This window comes from Streptomyces sp. NPDC042336, from assembly GCF_055581985.1.
The window spans coordinates 64,601-81,699 of record NZ_JBVJEA010000002.1; the positions used below are offsets into that span (position 1 = coordinate 64,601).

20 protein-coding genes are annotated in these 17,099 nt (G+C 72.9%); 9 read left to right on the forward strand and 11 right to left on the reverse strand.

The features are described 5' to 3' along the window. Positions 1-67 precede the first annotated feature (67 nt). From ACZ6IM_RS05125 to ACZ6IM_RS05135, 3 genes are all read left to right on the forward strand, one after another. Positions 68-652 (forward strand): PRC-barrel domain-containing protein, encoded by a 585-nt coding sequence (locus tag ACZ6IM_RS05125; protein WP_052837286.1) that lies wholly within the window; start codon positions 68-70, stop codon positions 650-652. Further along, complete coding sequence (locus tag ACZ6IM_RS05130; RefSeq protein ID WP_052837285.1) at positions 649-1,065, forward strand: hypothetical protein; 417 nt, start codon at positions 649-651, stop codon at positions 1,063-1,065. The genes ACZ6IM_RS05125 and ACZ6IM_RS05130 overlap by 4 nt, the downstream gene beginning before the upstream one ends. Before the next feature lie 185 nt (positions 1,066-1,250). Beyond that, positions 1,251-2,543: a streptophobe family protein gene (locus ACZ6IM_RS05135; RefSeq protein WP_469554312.1), complete on the forward strand. Its 1,293-nt coding sequence runs from the start codon at positions 1,251-1,253 to the stop codon at positions 2,541-2,543. A gap of 27 nt (positions 2,544-2,570) precedes the next feature. Here the strand turns inward: ACZ6IM_RS05135 and ACZ6IM_RS05140 are convergent, their stop codons facing one another. Together ACZ6IM_RS05140 and mgrA are read right to left on the reverse strand one after the other, a co-directional pair. Then, positions 2,571-2,981: a hypothetical protein gene (locus tag ACZ6IM_RS05140; protein WP_469554314.1), complete on the reverse strand. Its 411-nt coding sequence runs from the start codon at positions 2,979-2,981 to the stop codon at positions 2,571-2,573. A gap of 318 nt (positions 2,982-3,299) precedes the next feature. Continuing rightward, positions 3,300-4,292, reverse strand: coding sequence for an L-glyceraldehyde 3-phosphate reductase (mgrA, locus tag ACZ6IM_RS05145; protein ID WP_052837282.1), 993 nt, complete (start codon positions 4,290-4,292; stop codon positions 3,300-3,302). 128 nt (positions 4,293-4,420) lie between these two features. Between mgrA and ACZ6IM_RS05150 the strand changes: the two genes are divergently transcribed. Both ACZ6IM_RS05150 and ACZ6IM_RS05155 read left to right on the forward strand, forming a co-directional pair. Further along, a complete protein-coding gene (locus ACZ6IM_RS05150) occupies positions 4,421-5,305 on the forward strand; it encodes a LysR family transcriptional regulator (RefSeq protein ID WP_469554315.1) in 885 nt (294 codons plus the stop codon). Between the two features lie 40 nt (positions 5,306-5,345). Then, entirely contained in the window at positions 5,346-5,861 is a 516-nt protein-coding gene (locus ACZ6IM_RS05155) for a mycothiol transferase (RefSeq protein ID WP_052837280.1), read from the forward strand. Here the strand turns inward: ACZ6IM_RS05155 and ACZ6IM_RS05160 are convergent. The 7 genes from ACZ6IM_RS05160 to ACZ6IM_RS05190 form a co-directional block, all read right to left on the reverse strand. Continuing rightward, positions 5,843-6,922 carry an adenosine deaminase gene (locus ACZ6IM_RS05160; RefSeq protein ID WP_052837279.1) on the reverse strand — a complete coding sequence of 360 codons (1,080 nt, stop codon included), beginning with the start codon at positions 6,920-6,922 and terminating at the stop codon, positions 5,843-5,845. The two genes, ACZ6IM_RS05155 and ACZ6IM_RS05160, sit on opposite strands and share 19 nt — an antisense overlap. A gap of 69 nt (positions 6,923-6,991) precedes the next feature. Next, positions 6,992-7,390, reverse strand: coding sequence for a VOC family protein (locus tag ACZ6IM_RS05165; RefSeq protein WP_052837278.1), 399 nt, complete (start codon positions 7,388-7,390; stop codon positions 6,992-6,994). A 101-nt stretch (positions 7,391-7,491) separates the two neighbouring features. Next, on the reverse strand, positions 7,492-8,391 hold the full coding sequence (locus ACZ6IM_RS05170; protein WP_469554318.1) for an aldo/keto reductase: 900 nt from the start codon (positions 8,389-8,391) through the stop codon (positions 7,492-7,494). Between the two features lie 28 nt (positions 8,392-8,419). After that, complete coding sequence (locus tag ACZ6IM_RS05175; RefSeq protein WP_052837276.1) at positions 8,420-9,310, reverse strand: glycoside hydrolase family 19 protein; 891 nt, start codon at positions 9,308-9,310, stop codon at positions 8,420-8,422. Between the two features lie 241 nt (positions 9,311-9,551). Beyond that, positions 9,552-10,700 (reverse strand): LLM class flavin-dependent oxidoreductase, encoded by a 1,149-nt coding sequence (locus ACZ6IM_RS05180; protein WP_052837275.1) that lies wholly within the window; start codon positions 10,698-10,700, stop codon positions 9,552-9,554. A 117-nt stretch (positions 10,701-10,817) separates the two neighbouring features. After that, positions 10,818-11,396: an NADPH-dependent FMN reductase gene (ssuE, locus tag ACZ6IM_RS05185; protein ID WP_052837274.1), complete on the reverse strand. Its 579-nt coding sequence runs from the start codon at positions 11,394-11,396 to the stop codon at positions 10,818-10,820. Positions 11,397-11,623: 227 nt separating this feature from the next. Beyond that, on the reverse strand, positions 11,624-11,707 hold the full coding sequence (locus ACZ6IM_RS05190; RefSeq protein ID WP_350891961.1) for a putative leader peptide: 84 nt from the start codon (positions 11,705-11,707) through the stop codon (positions 11,624-11,626). 223 nt (positions 11,708-11,930) lie between these two features. Here ACZ6IM_RS05190 and ACZ6IM_RS05195 point away from each other — a divergent pair, with 223 nt between their 5' ends. Together ACZ6IM_RS05195 and ACZ6IM_RS05200 are read left to right on the forward strand one after the other, a co-directional pair. Next, positions 11,931-12,374: an SPW repeat protein gene (locus ACZ6IM_RS05195; protein ID WP_052837273.1), complete on the forward strand. Its 444-nt coding sequence runs from the start codon at positions 11,931-11,933 to the stop codon at positions 12,372-12,374. 142 nt (positions 12,375-12,516) lie between these two features. Further along, positions 12,517-12,786 (forward strand): GlsB/YeaQ/YmgE family stress response membrane protein, encoded by a 270-nt coding sequence (locus tag ACZ6IM_RS05200; protein WP_052837377.1) that lies wholly within the window; start codon positions 12,517-12,519, stop codon positions 12,784-12,786. An 11-nt stretch (positions 12,787-12,797) separates the two neighbouring features. On the opposite strand, the gene ACZ6IM_RS05205 is transcribed toward ACZ6IM_RS05200, so the two are convergent. Continuing rightward, positions 12,798-13,757 carry an SDR family oxidoreductase gene (locus ACZ6IM_RS05205; RefSeq protein ID WP_469554319.1) on the reverse strand — a complete coding sequence of 320 codons (960 nt, stop codon included), beginning with the start codon at positions 13,755-13,757 and terminating at the stop codon, positions 12,798-12,800. 158 nt (positions 13,758-13,915) lie between these two features. Between ACZ6IM_RS05205 and ACZ6IM_RS05210 the strand changes: the two genes are divergently transcribed. Further along, positions 13,916-14,401, forward strand: coding sequence for a nucleoside deaminase (locus tag ACZ6IM_RS05210; protein ID WP_052837271.1), 486 nt, complete (start codon positions 13,916-13,918; stop codon positions 14,399-14,401). Positions 14,402-14,449: 48 nt separating this feature from the next. Here ACZ6IM_RS05210 and ACZ6IM_RS05215 read toward each other — a convergent pair whose 3' ends face one another. Beyond that, entirely contained in the window at positions 14,450-15,184 is a 735-nt protein-coding gene (locus tag ACZ6IM_RS05215) for a chaplin (RefSeq protein WP_469554320.1), read from the reverse strand. 245 nt (positions 15,185-15,429) lie between these two features. On the opposite strand from ACZ6IM_RS05215, the gene ACZ6IM_RS05220 reads away from it, so the two are divergent. After that, complete coding sequence (locus tag ACZ6IM_RS05220; RefSeq protein WP_052837270.1) at positions 15,430-17,088, forward strand: alpha/beta hydrolase; 1,659 nt, start codon at positions 15,430-15,432, stop codon at positions 17,086-17,088. Positions 17,089-17,099: the final 11 nt, after the last annotated feature.

The following is a 17,099-nucleotide window of genomic DNA, read 5'->3' on the forward strand; positions in this document are numbered from 1 at the left end:
CGTCACAGTCGTGCGGGGAACCCGTGGGTGGGTCAGGGGTGTGCGAGCGGGTGGGGAAGGGTGTGCGATGAACGAACTGATGGCCGCACGAAGCCTCACCACCCGGCCGGTGGTCACGCTCGGCGGCGATGCCGTCGCCCAGGTCAAGGACACCGTATGCGACGCCGCCGCGGCCCGGATCACCGGTTTCACCCTGACGGGACGGGGTCTGCTGTCCGGCCCGTTGAAGGAGGGCCTGCCGTGGTCGGCCGTGTACGCGCTGGGCCACGACGCGGTGATGATCCGGGACCGGCGGGGCCTGGTGACCGCGACGGCGATGACGGCGGACCGGACGAACCTGCGAGCCCGTCTGCTGGGGGCGAGGGTGCTGACCGAGGCGGGAGCGGAGATCGGCACGGTGCTGGACGTCGTGGTGGAGGGCGGCACCGGTGGGCGGGTCGTCGGCTTCCGGGTGGCGGCGAGCCGCCGGTTCGTGCCGGGTCACACGCGCCACCGGCGCCGGGTGTACGTGCCGCGCGGCGAGACGCTCACGGTCACCGGCCGGGCCCTGGTGCTTCCCGAGGACGCGGTCCGGCACGTCGCGGACGACCTGCCCGGCTTCACCGCCCTGGTCGGCGGGGTGCCCGGCCGGTGGAAGGGGTCGCTGCCGTGATGCTGTTCACCGAGGTGCGCGGCCTGCCGGTGCTGCCGCCGGACGGGGCCGGGCCCCTGGGCACCGTGACGTCCCTGACCGTCGACGTCGTCACCGGGTCCGTCAGCCATGTCCGCTGGCGCGGCGGCCGGTTCGGCCGCGAGACGGCGCTGCCCTGGGACACGGTGGGCACGGTCGGACCGGGCGCCCTCCGGGTGAGCGCCGCGACCGCCCCCGAGCCGGCGCCGCCCGGCCACGATCTGCTGGGCCGCCGGATCCTCACCGACACGGGCGCCGGGCAGGGCACGGTGCTGGACGTCGCGTTCGACACCCGCACCGCGCGTCTCCTCGCGCTCTTCACCACCCGTGGCGAACTGCCGGCCGACCGCCTGCTGGGCCTCGGCGACTACGCCCTGGTCGTGCGGGCGGGCTGAACGCCGACCGGTACGGGGCGCAGCCGGACCCCGCTCCGGGTCGACCACGAGCAGCACGGGAGGTCGCCGCCACCCGCCGTCGGCGCGGACGGCCCTGTCGGCGGGCGTGCCCGGCGGGGGCTGCTTAGCGTGACACCGTGAGTCCGCAGCCCCCCGCAGTGCCTCCCGTACCTCCCGTGCCTCCCGTGCCTCCCGAGCCGCCCGTACCGGCCGGGCCTCCCGGAAGCTCCAGCCGGGCGGTCGGCCGCCACGGCTGGGCGCAGGCCCTGGGCACGGTCCTGGCCGGGCTGGTCGCCATGGGTGCCGTGGCCGCGCTCGGGCTGTGGGCGGCCGGTGCCGCGGACCTGCCCGACAACGCCTTCCCCCGGGTCGTGGTGGCGACCGTCGTCACCGCCGTCGGCGGCGCGTTGGAGATGTCGGGCGACGCGGGCGAACTGGCGGCCACCGACGCGGGGCTGACCGTGATGCCGCTGTCCGTCACCCTGACCGGTGCGCTGGTGATCGCCCGGGGCTTCCTGCGGCCGCTGCGCCACCGGCCCATGGCCGACGCCGCGGAGCTGGCCGGCTGGGCCGGGCGGATCGCCGTCCTGTGGCTGCTAGCCCTCCTCGGAACGGCGTTCGCCGCGCGGCAGACCTTCGAGGTCTCGCTCGGCGAGGGCCTGCTGAACGACCTCGGCGACCTGTTCGGCGTCAGCCCGACGGTCGGTTTCACCACGGACGTGCCGCTGACCGTCCTCTTCGGACTGCTGTGGCTGGCGGGGGTGCTCGTCCTCGCCCTGCTGGTCTCGCACCGGGCGCCGCTGCCCGAGCGGCCGGCGTGGCTGCGGGCGTCGGTGCGGCCGGCCGCGTACGCGATGGTCGCGCTGCTGCTCGCGTACGTGGTCGTCGGCGTCGTCGTCGCCCTGGTCGTCGCCGGGACGCGGGGCCGTCCGGCGGACACCTTCGCCGTGCTGCTGCTCGGGCTGCCGAACCTGGCATGGCCCGCGCTCACCATCGGCCTGGGGGCGACCTGGAACGGACGCGTGGAGGGGCCGTTCGGGCTCCCGATGCCGCGGGTGCTCGACGAGGTGCTGCGCACGCCGGACGTCTCGACCGTGAACGTGGGCACGCTCGCCGAGCGCGACGGACGCATGTGGTGGCTCCCGGTCGCCGCGGCGGTCCTGGTCCTGGCGGCCGGATTCCTCATGGCGTCCCGCTCCCCGGCGCGGCTCCCGGCCTGGCTGCACGCCGTGCGCATGGCCGTCGCGCTGGCCCTCACGGTCCTCGTGATCGGCCTGGTCGGCCGGATCTCCGCCCACTACGGGCTGTCGGTGCTCGGCATCGGCGACCTGGGCGGCGGGCTGTCCGGGCAGGTGTTCCTGCGGCCGCGCCTGTGGCCTGCGGTGGGTCTCGCGCTGCTGTGGGGACTGGTCGCCGGGTTCCTGGGCGCGCTGCTCGCGCGGTGGGCGGGCGGGCGGTCCGGCCGGGCCGGGTCCTGAAGCGGGCGGGTGCGGCGTACCGGGGGTTCAGGCGACGGGGACGACCAGGACCGGGGCGGCCCGCTGCATCCGCAGCGCGTCCACGGACTCGGCCATCAGCTCGTACTCGGTGGTCTCGTCGCTGGTCGCGACGCGCACCAGGTGTCCCGCGGCCAACTCGTCGGCGACCAGCCCCTGTTGTACGTCGTCGGCGCACCAGGCACGCAGCATGCGCGGCACGTCGGGCGCGTCGTCGGCGACGGGAGTCAGGGCGCCGCGCGGTAAGTGAGGGGTGTCGGGCTGCGGATCCAGCCGCTCGGCGATCCACGACGCCCGGTCCCGCAGCCACCACAGGGCCAGGGCGAGGGTGGGAGCCCGGTAGGTGCCCAGCGGGACACCGATGCGCCTGCCGTCACACACACCGTAGGCGGTGACATGGCACAGGAACTCGTCGTGCACTGCTGCCCTCCCCGTCACGCCCGCCTGCCGGTCGGGCGGCGCGTCCGTGCGGCTCGTGTGCTGTGCGTGAGGGCGCTGTCGCATGGTGTGAGACGCCCTAGTGGTGAGTATGTTCACTCCTGAACCACTGTCACCATGAATTTCCGGCCAGTCTCCTGGCATATTCGCGGCACCGGTTGGCCGAAATGCCGCGCCGCCTCCGCGCCGCGTGCCCTGCCCGCACCGGCCCGTCGAGGAGGCCGGGGCACGCGCGTGAGCCGGACCCCGGGGGCGGTGGTGGCGCCTCGGGGTCCGGCTCGTGTCCGCTCGGGCGGCTCTCTAGCCCTTGACGATCTTGTCGATGCGGGTCAGCTCGTCGGTGCCGAAGTCCAGGTTCCCGATGGCCGCGACGCTGTCCTCCAGCTGCCTCGGGCTGCTGGCACCGACCAGGGCGGAGGTCACCCTGCCCTGGCGCAGCACCCAGGCCAGGGCCATCTGGGCCAGTGACTGGCCACGGGCCCCGGCGATCTCGTCCAGGGCGCGCAGCTTGCCGACCAGCTCCTCGGTGACGGCGTCGGAGTTCAGGAAGGGGCTGTCGCTCGCGGCCCGGGAGTCCTCGGGGATGCCGTTGAGGTAGCGGCCGGTCAGCAGGCCCTGCTCCAGCGGGGAGTAGGCGATCGAACCCACCTCCAGCTCGTCCAGGGCGTCCAGCAGTCCGCTGGTCTCGGGGCGGCGGTCCAGCATGGAGTAGCGCGGCTGGTGGATCAGCAGCGGGGTGCCCAGCTCGGCGAGGATGCGGGCGGCCTCGCGGGTCTGCTCCGGCGAGTAGTTGGAGACGCCGACGTACAGCGCCTTGCCCTGCTGCACCGCCGTGTGCAGCGCGCCCATGGTCTCCTCCAGGGGAGTCTCCGGGTCGGGGCGGTGCGAGTAGAAGATGTCGACGTGGTCCAGGCCCATCCGGGTCAGGCTCTGGTCCAGGGACGACAGCAGGTACTTGCGTGAGCCCCACTCGCCGTAGGGTCCCGGCCACATCAGATAGCCGGCCTTGGTGGAGATGACCAGCTCGTCGCGGTACGGCCCGAAGTCGGCCTTCAGGGCCTCGCCGAGCGCGGACTCGGCCGATCCGGGCGGCGGACCGTAGTTGTTGGCGAGGTCGAAGTGGGTGACGCCGAGGTCGAAGGCGCGGCGCAGGATGGCGCGCTGGGTCTCGACGGGGCGGTCCGGGCCGAAGTTGTGCCACAGGCCGAGCGAGAGCGCGGGGAGCTTCAGGCCGCTGCGTCCGGTGCGCCGGTAGGGCATCTCCGCGTAGCGGTCGGGGTGTGCGGTGTACAACGCGACTCCAGAGGGGTTGGCCCCCGAGGTACGGGGCTTGGGTGGAACCGTCCTCCACTCTGGCGTGACCTGCGGGCAGTGGTCCAACAGAAGAATCCGATGGGATTGCGCGGTTACGCTTCTCAATCATGGAACTGCGTCATCTCCAGCACTTCGTGGCGGTCGCCGAGGACCAGCACTTCACCCGCGCGGCGGAGCGGCTGCTGGTCTCCCAGTCCGGTCTGTCGGCCTCGATCCGGGCGCTGGAGCGGGAGCTGCGGGCGCCGCTGTTCGTGCGCACGACCCGCCGGGTGACGCTGACGGAGGCGGGGCGGGCCCTGCTGGGCGAGGCTCAGCGCATCCTGGCCCAGGTGCGGTCGGCGCACGAGGCGGTCGCGGCGGTGCAGGGGGTGCTGCGCGGGACGCTGTCGCTGGGCGCCGAGCAGTGCATCGCCGGGGTCCCGGTCGCCGGGCTGCTGGCGGCGTTCCGGCGGCGCCACCCGGACGTGGAGATCCGGCTGCGGCAGGCGGGCTCCGGGGAGCTGGCGGAGGAGGTCGCGGCGGGGCGGCTCGACCTGGCCTTCGCCTACCGCACCCAGGCGGACACGGACCAGCTGCGCTCGGTGGCGCTGGCCGGCGAGCCGATGACGGTGCTGTGCCATCCCGGCCACCGGCTCGCGGCGGACGGCGCGGTGCTCACCCCGCACGACCTCGCCGACGAGGTCTTCGTCGACTTCCACCCGGACTGGGGCCCGCGCCGGGTGACCGACGCCGTCTTCGCCGCGGCGGGGGTGCGGCGGACAGTGCCGCTGGAGGTCAACGACGTGCACGGGCTGCTCGACCTGATCGACGAGAACCTCGGCATCGCGGTGGTGCCGCGGCACTTCCGGCACAAGCGGGCCGCCCTCACCTCGCTGCCGCTCAAGGACGCGGACGGGACGGAGTACGAGACCATCGCGCTGCTCCCGCCCGCGCAGGCCACCAGTCCGGCGGCGCGGGCGCTGATGGAGCTGCTGGAGACGGGAAGCGCGTGAACGGGGGGCGCGGGGGGCCGGACTGCGCGATGGTGGACGTATGCATGCGAAGGACATCCTCATCGAGGGCTACGGCCGTATCCAGGAAGAAGTCCACGCCGCCGTCGAGGGCCTGGACCCCGACGGCCTGAACGCCCGCCCCGCCGCCGACGCCAACTCCGTCGCCTGGCTGGTCTGGCACCTCACCCGCGTCCAGGACGACCACGTCGCGGACGCCTTCGGACTGGACCAGGTGTGGCTCGGTGGGGAGTGGGAGAAGCGTTTCGGCCTGGGGCTGCCCCGCCGCGACACCGGCTACGGCCACAGCCCCGCCGAGGTCGCGAAGGTGCGGGTCGACTCGGGCGACCTGCTGACCGGCTACTACGACGCCGTGCACGAGCAGACCCTCACGGCCCTGCGCTCGCTGACCGCCAAGGACCTGGAGCGGGTCGTCGACGACGCCTGGGATCCGCCGGTCACGCTCGCCGTGCGGCTGGTCAGCGTCCTGTCCGACGATCTCCAGCACGTCGGACAGGCCGCCTATGTGCGCGGGCTCGTTCAGAGCTCCGAGGCGTAGCCCGGCAGGACCACGTCCTCGATGAGGGCCTCGCGCTCGTCGAAGGGGATGAAGGCGCTCTTGAGGGCGTTCACCGTGACCGTGCGCAGGTCCTCGACGCTCCAGCCCGCCTGCTCGACCAGCAGGGACATCTCGCGCGTCATCGTCGTGCCCGACACCAGGCGGTTGTCGGTGTTGAGGGTGACGCGGAAGCCGAGGTCCTTGAGCGCCGTGATCGGGTGCTCGGCGATGGAGGCGGCGGCGCCGGTCTGGAGGTTGGAGGTCGGGCACATTTCCAGGGCGACGCGGCGGTCGCGCACCCAGGCCGCGAGCCGGCCGAGCTTGCCCGCCGCGAGGTCGGGGATGTCTTCGGTGATGCGGACCCCGTGGCCGATGCGCTGGGCGCCGCACACCTGGAGGGCCTGGTGGATGCTGGGCAGTCCGTGCGCCTCGCCGGCGTGGATGGTGAAGGGCACGTTCTCCCGGCGCAGGTACTCGAAGGCGTCGAGGTGGTCGGCGGGCGGGAAGCCGTCCTCCGCTCCGGCGATGTCGAAGCCGACGACGCCCGCGTCCCGGAAGGCGACCGCGAGGTCGGCGGCCTCGCGGACCCGGTCGAACATCCGCATGCCGCAGAGCAGGGTGCCGACGCGGACGGGCGTCCCGGCGGCGGCCGCCTTGGCCATGCCGGCGGCGAGACCCTCCTGGACGGTCTCCACCACCTCCCGCATCGACAGCCCGCCCCGGGTGTTCAGCTCGGGGGCGTAGCGGACCTCGCCGTAGACGACGCCGTCGGCGGCGAGGTCGAGGACGTACTCCTCGGCGGTGCGCAGCAGGCCCTCGCGGTTCTGCAGCACGGCGAGGGTGTGCTCGAAGGTGGCGATGTAGCGCACCAGGTCACCGGAGTTGGCGGCCTCGTAGTACCAGGCGGCCAGCGCGTCGGGGTCCGTGGTGGGCAGGGTGTGGCCGACGCTCTCCGCCAGTTCCACGACGGTGGCCGGTCGCAGACCGCCGTCGAGGTGGTCGTGGAGGACCGCCTTGGGGAGGCGGCGGAGGGTCTCGGTGTCTATGCGCGTAGATGACATGTGCGATGGTTCCTCGGCGGTTCTGGGGCGTGACTGCGGGGACGGGTGTGACGTGCGGAGCGGGAACGGTCAGGGGGCGGCGGGCTGGAGCAGGTCCCAGCGGTTGCCGTACAAATCCTGGAAGACTGCGACCGAGCCGTAGGCCTCGTGCCGGGGCTCCTCCAGGAAGGTCACGCCCGCCGCGGTCATGCGGGCGTGGTCGCGGGCGAAGTCGTCGGTGTGCAGGAAGAACCCGACGCGCCCGCCCGTCTGGTCGCCGATCCGGGCCCGCTGGGCCTCCCCCTTGGCGCGGGCCAGCAGCAGGGCGGTGCCCGGGCCCGGTTCGCCGGGGGGCTCGACGACGACCCAGCGGGAACCGTCGGGCCGGGGCGTGTCCTCGGCGAGGCGGAAACCGAGGGCCTCGGTGTAGAAGCGGATCGCCTCGTCGTAGTCGTCGACGACGAGGGCGACCAGGGCGATGCGTGTCATCGAACACCTTCCGGGACGGGCGATTGACGGGAGAGGTTATACGTAAAACGCCCTGGGCGCCAAGTCCCCGCCGGGGGGGAACCGGCGCCGTGCGGGGCGGGTCAGCCCGTGCGTGCTCCGTCGAGCCGCGCCAGGTCCGCGTCGGTGAGGCGCAGCGCGCCCGCGGCGACGTTCTCGGCGAGGTGCTCAGGGTTGCCGGTGCCGGGGATGGCCAGCACGTTCGGGCCCTGGTGCAGGGTCCAGGCGATCCGCACCTGCGCGGGGCTCGCTCCGTGCGACCGGGCCACCGCGCGCACCTCCTCCTCGTGGGCGGTGCCGGCGCCCCGCGGTCCGGACTCGCCCGCGATGGCGTAGAACGGCACGAAGGCGATGCCCTGGGCGCGGCACTGGGCCAGGAGCGCGTCGGTGGCGGGGTCGTGGAAGCCGAGCCCGTACCGGTTCTGGACGCTCACCACCTCCGCGATGGCCTGGGCCTCGGCCAGGTGCCGGGGTTCCACGTCGGACAGGGCGAGGTGGCGGATCAGCCCCGCCTCGCGCAGTTCGGCCAGCGCGCCGAAGTGCTCGGCGACCGAGTCCTGGCGCATGCGGCGCAGGTAGACGACGTCGAGGTGGTCGCGTCCGAGCTGGCGCAGGTTCTCCTCGACGTGGGAGCGCAGGTCCTCGGGGCGGGCGGAGGTGCCCCACTGACCCGACCAGTCGCGGTACGGGCCGACCTTGGTGGCGACGACCAGGTCGTCGGCGTAGGGCGCGAGCGCGCTGTTGATCAGTTCGTTGGCGGAGCGCAGGGAGGAGAAGTAGAAGGCGGCGGTGTCGATGTGGTTGACGCCGAGTTCGACGGCCCGGCGCAGCACGGCGAGGGAGCGCTCGCGGTCGCTCGGGGTGCCGAGGTGGAAGGCGGCGCTGCCCGTCAGCCGCATCGCGCCGAAGCCGACGCGGCGGACGGGCAGGTCGCCGAGGTGCCAGGTGCCCGCGGACTCCGCGGTGATCGTTTCCGAGGTCATCGGCGGAGTTTGGCACACCCGGCAGCGGTCAGCAGTACAGGTTCCCGCCCGGGGAGACGCCGAGGATCTGACTGAACTGCTGGTACTTGGTGACCCGGCTCTGGACCTGCGCGGGGTTCCGGCCGTCGCACTCCAGGGAGCCGTTGATGGAGCGGATGGTCTGGCCGAAGCCCGCGCCGTTGACCATCGCGTTGTGCGGGGTCATGGTGCCGGGCCCGGACTGGGTGTTCCAGTACCACAGGCCGGTCTTCCAGGCCACGGCCGCGTCGTTCTGCACCAGCCAGGGGTTGCCGAGCAGGTCGATGCCGAGGGCGTCGCCCGCGGCCTTGTAGTTGAAGTTCCAGCTGAGCTGGATCGGTCCGCGGCCGTAGTAGGCGGCCTGTCCGGCGGGGCAGCCGTAGGGCTGGTTCCAGTCGCAGTAGTGCGGGTAGTTGGCGGTGTTCTGCTCGACGATGTGCACGAGGCCGCCGGTCTCGTGGCTGACGTTGGCGAGGAAGGCCGCGGCCTCCTGCTTCTTGGTGGTGTCGCTGCCGGTGTTGGCGAAGCCGGGGTAGGCGCTGAGCGCGGCGGTGAGGCCGCTGTAGGTGTAGAAGGAGTTCCGGCCCGGGAACATCTGGTTGAACTGGGCCTCGCTGACCACGAAGTTGCCGACCGGCGTCTGCGAACCGCCGTCACACGCGTACGGCTCCCAGTACCAGGTGCTGATGAGGGGGTCGTAGCCCGGGTTGGCGTGTTCGGCGATGTACGCCTTGCCGTCGGTGTAGCGGACGATGTCGCCGGTGTTGTAGTTCGCACCGGCCGACCAGGCGGGGTAGCTCGAACACGAGGCGGCGGACGCCTCGTTGGCGGGGAGGAGCAACGGTACTGCGCCCGCGAGGGCGAGTGCGGTCACCACGGCGGACATACGGCGCCTCGACACAGGTCTGTCTCCTTCTGCGGAGCACGGCCGCTCCCCGGCAAGGGCAGGGTGGAGCGGAACCTTGGGCGCACGTGCCGGCCGGACCGGCCACGGCGTGGGGGCGGCCGTGGAGGGAGGTGTGGGGCACACTCAACCGCGTTGGTCTGTACCAGTCAAGGGTTTAGACCAATCCAATCCGGCGGGCCGGCCGTGGAGTTGCCACGGGCGCACGAGGGCCGACGGGCCGGCCCCGCGCCCCGTCCTAGACGGCGACCGGCAACGGCGCAGCGTCGCGGTCGGCCGGTGTCCGGGCCGGGTGGCGCCACAGTCCCCGGCGGGCGAGGCGCGGCAGGACGCCCTCACCGAACCAGTAGGCCTCCTCCAGGTGCGGGTAGCCGGAGAGGACGAACTCGTCGATGCCGAGGGCGTGGTACTCGGCGATCCGGTCCGCGACCTCGTCGTGGCTGCCGACCAGGGCGGTGCCCGCGCCGCCGCGCACCAGGCCGATGCCGGCCCACAGGTTGGGGTGGATCTCCAGGGCGTCGCGGGACCCGCCGTGCAGGGCGAGCATGCGCCGCTGCCCCTCGGACTCGCTGCGGGCGAGGCCGGCCTGCACGGCCCGTACGGTCTCCGGGTCGAAGCCGTCGAGCAGCCGGTGCGCCTCGGCCCAGGCCTGCTCCGGGGTGTCCCGGGTGATGACGTGCAGCCGGATGCCGAAGCGCAGGGTACGGCCCTCCTTCGCGGCCAGTGTCCGCAGCCGGGCGATCTTGGCCGCCACCTGCTCGGGCGGTTCGCCCCAGGTGAGGTACACGTCGACGTACCGCGCGGCGACCTCCCCGGCGACGGCGGAGGAACCGCCGAAGTACACCTCGGGCACGGGGTCGGGCACCCGTACGAGCCGCGCGTCCTCCACGTGGAGGTGCTCGCCGCGCAGGTCCACCGTCCGGCCCGCCCACAACTCCCGCACGACGTGCAGGAACTCACCGGTACGGCGGTACCGGGCGTCCTTGTCCAGGAAGTCCCCGTAGGCCCGCTGCTCACGGCTCTCGCCGCCCGTGACGACGTTGAGCAGGAGGCGGCCGCCGGTCTGCCGCTGGAAGGTGGACGCCATCTGCGCGGCGAGCGTGGGCGAGACGAAGCCGGGGCGGAACGCCACCAGGAACTTCAGGCGTTCGGTCGACTGGGAGACCATCGCGGTGGTCAGCCACGCGTCCTCGCACCAGGCACCGGTGGGGGTGAGCGCGGCGACGAAGCCGAGGTCCTCGGCTGCGCGTGCGATCTGGGTCAGATACGCCACCGTCGGCGGCCGGTTGCGCCCGGAGTCGGTGACCGGGGCACCGTGGCCGCCCCCGACGACATCACGGCTGTCGCCGCTGGTGGGCAGGAACCAGTGGAAGGTGAGGCTCGACACGGGTCTCCGTTCGGGGTGTGGCCGCGGCGGGGCGCAACGGCCCCGTGGACGCGGCGGGTTACGGGGGGTGCGGGCCCCGGGCGTCACGCCCTGCCCGCGGTGAACGTCGGGTGTCGCTCAGCTCGCCGCGGCCAGCGCGGGGGCCGTCGGCACGGGGACGGCCGCACGGGCGGTCAGGGCCGCCGAGAACTGGTCGACCGCATGGGCGAGGGCCTCCGCGGCACCCGGGGCGACGGTGACCGTGCCGTCGTCGTGGGCCGTGATGTCCCGGTCCAGGGTGAACCAGCCCTGCACGATGTGTGCCGCGCCCATGGAGTTGAGCACCGGGCGCAGCGCGTAGTCGATCGCCAGGACATGGGCGGTGGAACCCCCGGTGGCGAGCGGCAGCACCGTCTTGCCGGTCAGTGCGTACTGCGGGAGGAGGTCGAGGAGGGCCTTCAGGACTCCGGAGTACGCCGCCTTGTAGACGGGTGTGCCGACGACGACACCGTCGGCACGGGCGAACAGCCCGGCGGCCTCGGCGATCGCGGGATGCCCGAAGTCCGCGCCGAGCAGGGCCTCCGCGGGGACGGTGCGGACGTCGAGCGGTATCACCTCGTGCCCCCGGGCGGTCAGGCGGTCGTCGAGGTGGCGCAGCAGCCGGTTGGTGCGGGAGGAGGCGGAGGGACTGCCGGAGACGGACAGGACGGTGGCCATGGGTCCTCATTTCGGGTTTTCGGCGGAGGCGGGCGCGACGGCACGCCCGGCGGCGTCCCCTGCGGGACCACGTCGACCGGGACATGCGGGGCACGGGAGGGCGGCGGGCCCGACCGGACCGCGCTGCGGCCGGGTTCAGGTGATGGTGACGGTGACTCGGGCAGTCGCGCGCACGGCGGCGCCGGGCCGGTGCGGCGAGGGCGGGACGGGGCGGCGGATCGGCGGGATCAGGCCGCGGTGCGACAGGAGGCGCTGGAGACGCGCGCGAGGTCGACGTGGCGTCGCCGCGTGAGGTCCGGTCGCGTGGTCATGCCGACGATCGTGGCAGCCACGGTCGAGGACGGTCAAGGAGAACCGGATCGGTCTCACGTCCCGGCCCCGGAATTCACACGGGTGTGACAAAGCAGGCCGGGTCGGGATCCCGACCCGGCCACCCCTACACATAAGGGAGAAATAAGAGCAGAATGCACTTATACGGCGCTACCGCACACCGCATCAGAAGCGGTCGGCCCCGCAAGTCGAAGGAGACGACTCATGGCCAACGTCTCGCACTCCCGAGGTGACATCACCAGCCACCCGGACGCCCCGGAAATGCAGGCGCGCTACGCGCGCGTGCTCGGTGGTCGCGACGTGGCACTCGTGGACGGGCCGGTGTTCCTGCTCGGCCTCTACTGTGCCGTGTCCCCGTGGATACTCCACTTCACCACCAGCCAGCCCTCACTCGTGGCCCACAACCTGATCGTGGGCATCGCCATCGGTCTGCTGGCCCTCGGATTCACCCGCGCCCCGGAGCGCATGTACGGCCTCAGCTGGGCCATGTGCGCGATCGGAGTCTGGATGATCATCTCGCCCTGGATCGTCGGCACGAGCCCGGACGCCGGTGTCATCTGGAACAACATCGTCATCGGCGCCCTGGCCCTGGTTCTGGGCATGGTCTGCGCCGGTACGGCGGCGCGGAGCGCGCCACGCAGGCCCTAGACACCCCGGAGGCAAACGGCACGGGCCGGCACCGCACGCGCGGGCCGGCCCGTCGCCCTTGCCTCGGCCGGACACCGCGGACTGCACCGGCACTCAGCGGGCAGACGCTCTACAGCGGGGGTCCTGACGAGAAGGGGTGGAGATGGAGATCGACGGCATAATCAGCGCCATCGTGATCGGTGTCGTCATCGGTGTGCTGGGCCGGCTGGTCGTTCCGGGCCGGCAGCGCATCGGCGTCCTGTGGACGATCCTCGTCGGCATCGTGGCCGCGTTCATCGGCTCGTGGATCGCCTCGGCGTTCGACGTGGCCGACACGGACGGCGTCGACTGGGTCGAGTGGCTCATCCAGATCGGCCTGGCCGCGGTCGGCGTGGCCGCGCTGGACCGCTCCCGGTCGCGTCCGGGCCGTTGAGGGATTGACCGTCACCGGCTGCGGAGCCACGCCTCGTACCAGGTGACGGTCGCATCCACGGTGTCCGCGAGCGGCGTCGGAGCCGCCTCGAAGAACCGCTCGAAGGCAGCCGAGTCCATGATCTGCGGCTCCGTGTGCTGGTAGAACATCTCCTCGTACTCGGCCATCAGCTGCTCGTCGAACGGACCGTAAGGGCGGGGCCGGTCCAGCACGACGACGTTCAGCGGCCCGCCCACCCGCCGCTCGATCATCGCGTGGATCTCACGTGTGCTCACGGCCGGCGCGGTCGGCAGGTGCCAGACGCGGCCGTCGCCGTCGGGCCGCTCGCCGAGGGTCGCGAGACCGGCCGCCACGTCCTCGATGCCGGTGTAGCTGTGCGGCAGATCGATGTCGCCCATGGCCACGACGTCCCCGCCGGTGAGCGCGCCGGGGAAGACGGCGGCACCCAGGGACGAGTTGAGGACGCCGGGTCCGACGAAGTCGGCGCTGCGGCCCAGGACGACGCGGGCCCGGCCCGACCGGTGGGCGGCGAGGTACCGCTCGTCCAGTTCTGCGCGCATCCGTCCCTTGCGGCTGGTCGCCTTCCAGGGGCTGTCCTCGGTCATCACCGCTCCCCCGGTCTCGCCGTACGGGTAGAGCGTGTCGAGCACCACCAGCCGGGCGCCGCTCGCACCCACGGCGGCCAGGACGGCCTCCTGGACCCGGGGCATCACCTCGACCTGAAGGTGGTAGGCGACGTTGACGCAGTGGTACACGACGGCGGCGTCCCGTATGGCGGCGCAGGCACCGTCGGCCGTGCCGACGTCGGCGGCGAACCGCTCGACGCCCTCGATCGCGGGACCTGCGGCCCTACGGTCCACCAGGCGGACGGAGTGGCCCCGGCGCACCAGCTCACGGGCGAGCGCGGTGCCGGCGGGACCGGATCCCAGAACGACGTGCGGGGCGGGCGGCTGCGGAGTGGCGGTGGACATGGCGCTCCTCTTGTCTCGGACCCATTGCATCTCGGGCCGCTATTGTTGCTCGCTTTCGTTATAGACTCTAACGTTCGTGATTACTGGTAGCAAGAAGACTGGGGCGCGGAGACATAGGCTGGGGCGGAACGATCACGTCACGAGAAGGGCGGTGCGCCATGGCCGTGAAGGACGCCGAACTGCCGCATCTGCGCCGTTGCGTGGAACTGGCGGCCGAGGCACTGGAGGCCGGCGACGAGCCGTTCGGGTCGGTGCTGGTGGGCGGGGACGGCACGCTGCTGGCCGAGGACCGCAACCGGGTGGCCTCCGGCGACCGGACCCGTCATCCGGAGTTCGAGCTCGCGCGCTGGTCCGCCGCCCGGCTGACGCCCGAGGAACGGGCCGCGGCCACGGTGTACACGTCGGGCGAGCACTGCCCCATGTGCGCCGCCGCACACGCGTGGGTGGGCCTGGGGCGCATCGTGTACGTCGCCTCGTCGGAGCAGCTGATGGCCTGGCTGGCGGAGTGGGGCGTCCCGGCACCGCCGGTTCGGACACTGCCGGTGCGGGAGGTGGCGCCCGGCGTGACCGTGGAGGGCCCGGTGCCGCAACTGACGGAGGAGATCCACGCGTTGCACCGGCGCTTCCACGCGGGACGCGTCTGAGCCGGGGCACCCGCCCGTCCGGACGGCGAGCGGGTGCCCCGGCCTCGGTCAGCTCTCGGAGCCCGGCCGGAAGCGCCGGAAGAGGGCCGCTCCCCCCAGCACGAGCGCGGCACCGCCGGCGAGGGCGGGCACGGTGTGGTCCGCCCCTGTGTGGGCGAGCGACACCTCTTCCCGGGGCGGGGCGGCGTGCGGGGACGGTTCGGGTCCGGCACGCTCCTCCTCGGGGGCGGACGGCTCCGGCTCCGCCGGGGGCCGTACGGGCTCCGGGCGGTCTTCGGAGTCGTTCGTCGACTCGTTGCCGACGGCCGGGTTGCCGACGCCGGCCACGTTGACGCTGTTGCCGCTGACGTTCACCGGGAGGTGCACCGGCAACTGCACCCCGTTGCCGGAGAGCACCCCGGGCGAATCCTTTCCGCTCCCCTCGGCGACGGCGCCGCCGGACGTACCACCCGAGGCGCTCGCCCCCTGGTGCGGCGCACTTGTGTGGGATGCCCCCATGTGGGACGCCCCTGTGTGGGACGCCCCCGTCTCTGAGGTGTTGGCGCAGCTGTTGCCCGCGGCCGGGTTGAGGAGCCCCGCCACGTTCACGGTGTTGCCGCACACGTTGACCGGCACGTCCACCGGGAGTTGGACGGTGTTGCCGGCGATCAGCCCGGGCGAACCGGCCGCGGACCCGTCGGCGTCGGCACCGTCGGACGCGAACGCCGCGCACGCCGGCAGCGTCACGGCCAGCGCGCCCGAGGCGGCGACGGCGAGCAGACCGTTTCGGGTAACCCTTCTCATGAGGTTCCCTGCCTTCCAGACATGGTCGCGGGCATTCGCCCGCACCGGTTAAAACGCGGGCGCACCATCCGAGTTATGGCTTATCGGCCTTTCACCCCATCGAGTGGGCGGTTCATCGAACAAGCGGCTCGCCGTCCGGTGCGCCGTGCGGTGCGATGCCGCCCGGAGGCGCCGTTCGGGCAGCCCCCTTATGGTGAGCGAGGGCGCCGACCACCGGTCCGCGACGGGGCGCCCGGGAGGCATCGATGCAGGCCACGCTGGAGACTCGGCCCTCGGTCCGGCGCTGTGCGGTCACCGGAGCGCTGGGGCTGGCCCTGCTGGGCGCGGGACTGCCCGCGGCGAGCGCCGCCACCGCCGTGAACGCCGCGACCACCGCGACCAGGCGGGACGCCCGGTCCGGCATGTCCCGGTTCTACGACCAGAAGGTCAAGTGGTCGGCGTGCGAGGGCACGGACATGCCGAAGGACCTGCAGTGCGGCAAGGTCACCGTCCCCCTGGACTACGCGCGGCCCGAGGGCCGGACGCTCGACGTGGCCCTGGCCCGGTACCGGGCGACCGGTGACTCGCGGGGCTCGGTCCTGCTGAACTTCGGCGGGCCCGGCGGCTCCGGCGTCAATGAACTCGCCGTGGGCGGCAAGGAGTTCATGCACCTCACCAACGGCTACGACGTGGTGACCTTCGACCCCCGCGGCGTCGGCCGCTCCTCCCCGGTGTCCTGCGGACCGGCCACCCTGAAGATCATGGAGGCGACGGACGGGGACGGGGGGACGAGCGACTCCGAGGACGTACTGAAGCGGCTGCGGGACGCGGCGGCCGAGTGCGCCAAGTACTCCGGCCCCGTACTGCCCCACATAGGCACCGTCGACGCCGCCCGCGACATGGAGGTGATGCGCCGGGCGCTCGGCGACCACCGGCTCAACTACCTGGGCTTCTCCTACGGGACCCGGCTCGGGGCGGTGTACGCGGCACGGTTCCCGGACAAGGTCGGCCGGATGGCCCTCGACGGGGTGGACACGCTGACGGAACCGCTGACCGAACAGGGGCTGGCCGGGGCCCGGGGGCAGCAGACCGCGCTGGAGAACTTCCTCGACTGGTGCGTCGAGGACATCGCCTGCCCGTTCGGCCAGGACGCCCGCAGCGCCCGTGACCAGGTCGTGCGCCTGGTCGCCTCCCTCGACTCCGACCCGGTGCCGTCGGCCTTCGGCGAGCCCTTCACCGGGCAGGACCTGGTCGGCGCGATCGGTCAGGCGCTGTACAGCCGGGAGCTGTGGCCTTCACTGGAGCGCGCACTCGCGCAGCTGCTGGAGGACGGCGACACGCGCGGCCTGGAGGGCTTCTCGTCGGGCGGCGTCACCTTCCCCGTTCGTGAGCCGGTCCGTGAGCCGGTCCGTGCCCCGGTGCGCGGGGACAAGGGCGCCGGCCTCACCGACGAGGAGGACGTTCCCATGGACAACCTCCCGGCCGCCCTGATAGCGATCAACTGCGCGGACGACCCGGACCGCCCCACCGCCGCCCAGGTCACCGCGTCCCTGGGCCGGCTGCGCGCACGTTACGAGGAGGCCTCACCGGTATTCGGCCGGTACCGGCTCACCCAGGTGCTCATGTGTTACGGCCGCCCCAAGGGCACGGACTACATCCGGGACGACGTGAAGAACCTCGACAGCGCGAAGATGCTCCTGGTCGGCACCCGCGGCGACCCGGCCACCCCGTACCGCTGGACCGTGGAGACGGCCGACCGGCTCGGCCCCTCCGCCGTGGTCCTGGACAACCGGGGCGAGGGACACACCGGCTACGCGTCCTCCGAGTGCGTGCACCACAAGGTCGACGACTTCCTGCTGTACGGCTCCCTGCCGCCCGACGGCAGCTCCTGCGGTCCGGAGACCGCCGACGCGGGGTCCGACTGAGCGACAATCTG

Bases quoted from the DNA above. Each gene is read 5' to 3' on its own strand.
- ACZ6IM_RS05125 (WP_052837286.1), top strand. From the start codon at position 68: ATGAACGAACTGATGGCCGCACGAAGCCTCACCACCCGGCCGGTGGTC.
- ACZ6IM_RS05150 (WP_469554315.1), top strand. From the start codon at position 4,421: ATGGAACTGCGTCATCTCCAGCACTTCGTGGCGGTCGCCGAGGACCAG.
- ACZ6IM_RS05155 (WP_052837280.1), top strand. From the start codon at position 5,346: ATGCATGCGAAGGACATCCTCATCGAGGGCTACGGCCGTATCCAGGAA.
- ACZ6IM_RS05160 (WP_052837279.1), bottom strand. From the start codon at position 6,922: ATGTCATCTACGCGCATAGACACCGAGACCCTCCGCCGCCTCCCCAAG.
- ACZ6IM_RS05165 (WP_052837278.1), bottom strand. From the start codon at position 7,390: ATGACACGCATCGCCCTGGTCGCCCTCGTCGTCGACGACTACGACGAG.
- ACZ6IM_RS05170 (WP_469554318.1), bottom strand. From the start codon at position 8,391: ATGACCTCGGAAACGATCACCGCGGAGTCCGCGGGCACCTGGCACCTC.
- ssuE (WP_052837274.1), bottom strand. From the start codon at position 11,396: ATGGCCACCGTCCTGTCCGTCTCCGGCAGTCCCTCCGCCTCCTCCCGC.
- ACZ6IM_RS05190 (WP_350891961.1), bottom strand. From the start codon at position 11,707: ATGACCACGCGACCGGACCTCACGCGGCGACGCCACGTCGACCTCGCG.
- ACZ6IM_RS05195 (WP_052837273.1), top strand. From the start codon at position 11,931: ATGGCCAACGTCTCGCACTCCCGAGGTGACATCACCAGCCACCCGGAC.
- ACZ6IM_RS05200 (WP_052837377.1), top strand. From the start codon at position 12,517: ATGGAGATCGACGGCATAATCAGCGCCATCGTGATCGGTGTCGTCATC.
- ACZ6IM_RS05205 (WP_469554319.1), bottom strand. From the start codon at position 13,757: ATGTCCACCGCCACTCCGCAGCCGCCCGCCCCGCACGTCGTTCTGGGA.
- ACZ6IM_RS05210 (WP_052837271.1), top strand. From the start codon at position 13,916: ATGGCCGTGAAGGACGCCGAACTGCCGCATCTGCGCCGTTGCGTGGAA.
- ACZ6IM_RS05215 (WP_469554320.1), bottom strand. From the start codon at position 15,184: ATGAGAAGGGTTACCCGAAACGGTCTGCTCGCCGTCGCCGCCTCGGGC.
- ACZ6IM_RS05220 (WP_052837270.1), top strand. From the start codon at position 15,430: ATGCAGGCCACGCTGGAGACTCGGCCCTCGGTCCGGCGCTGTGCGGTC.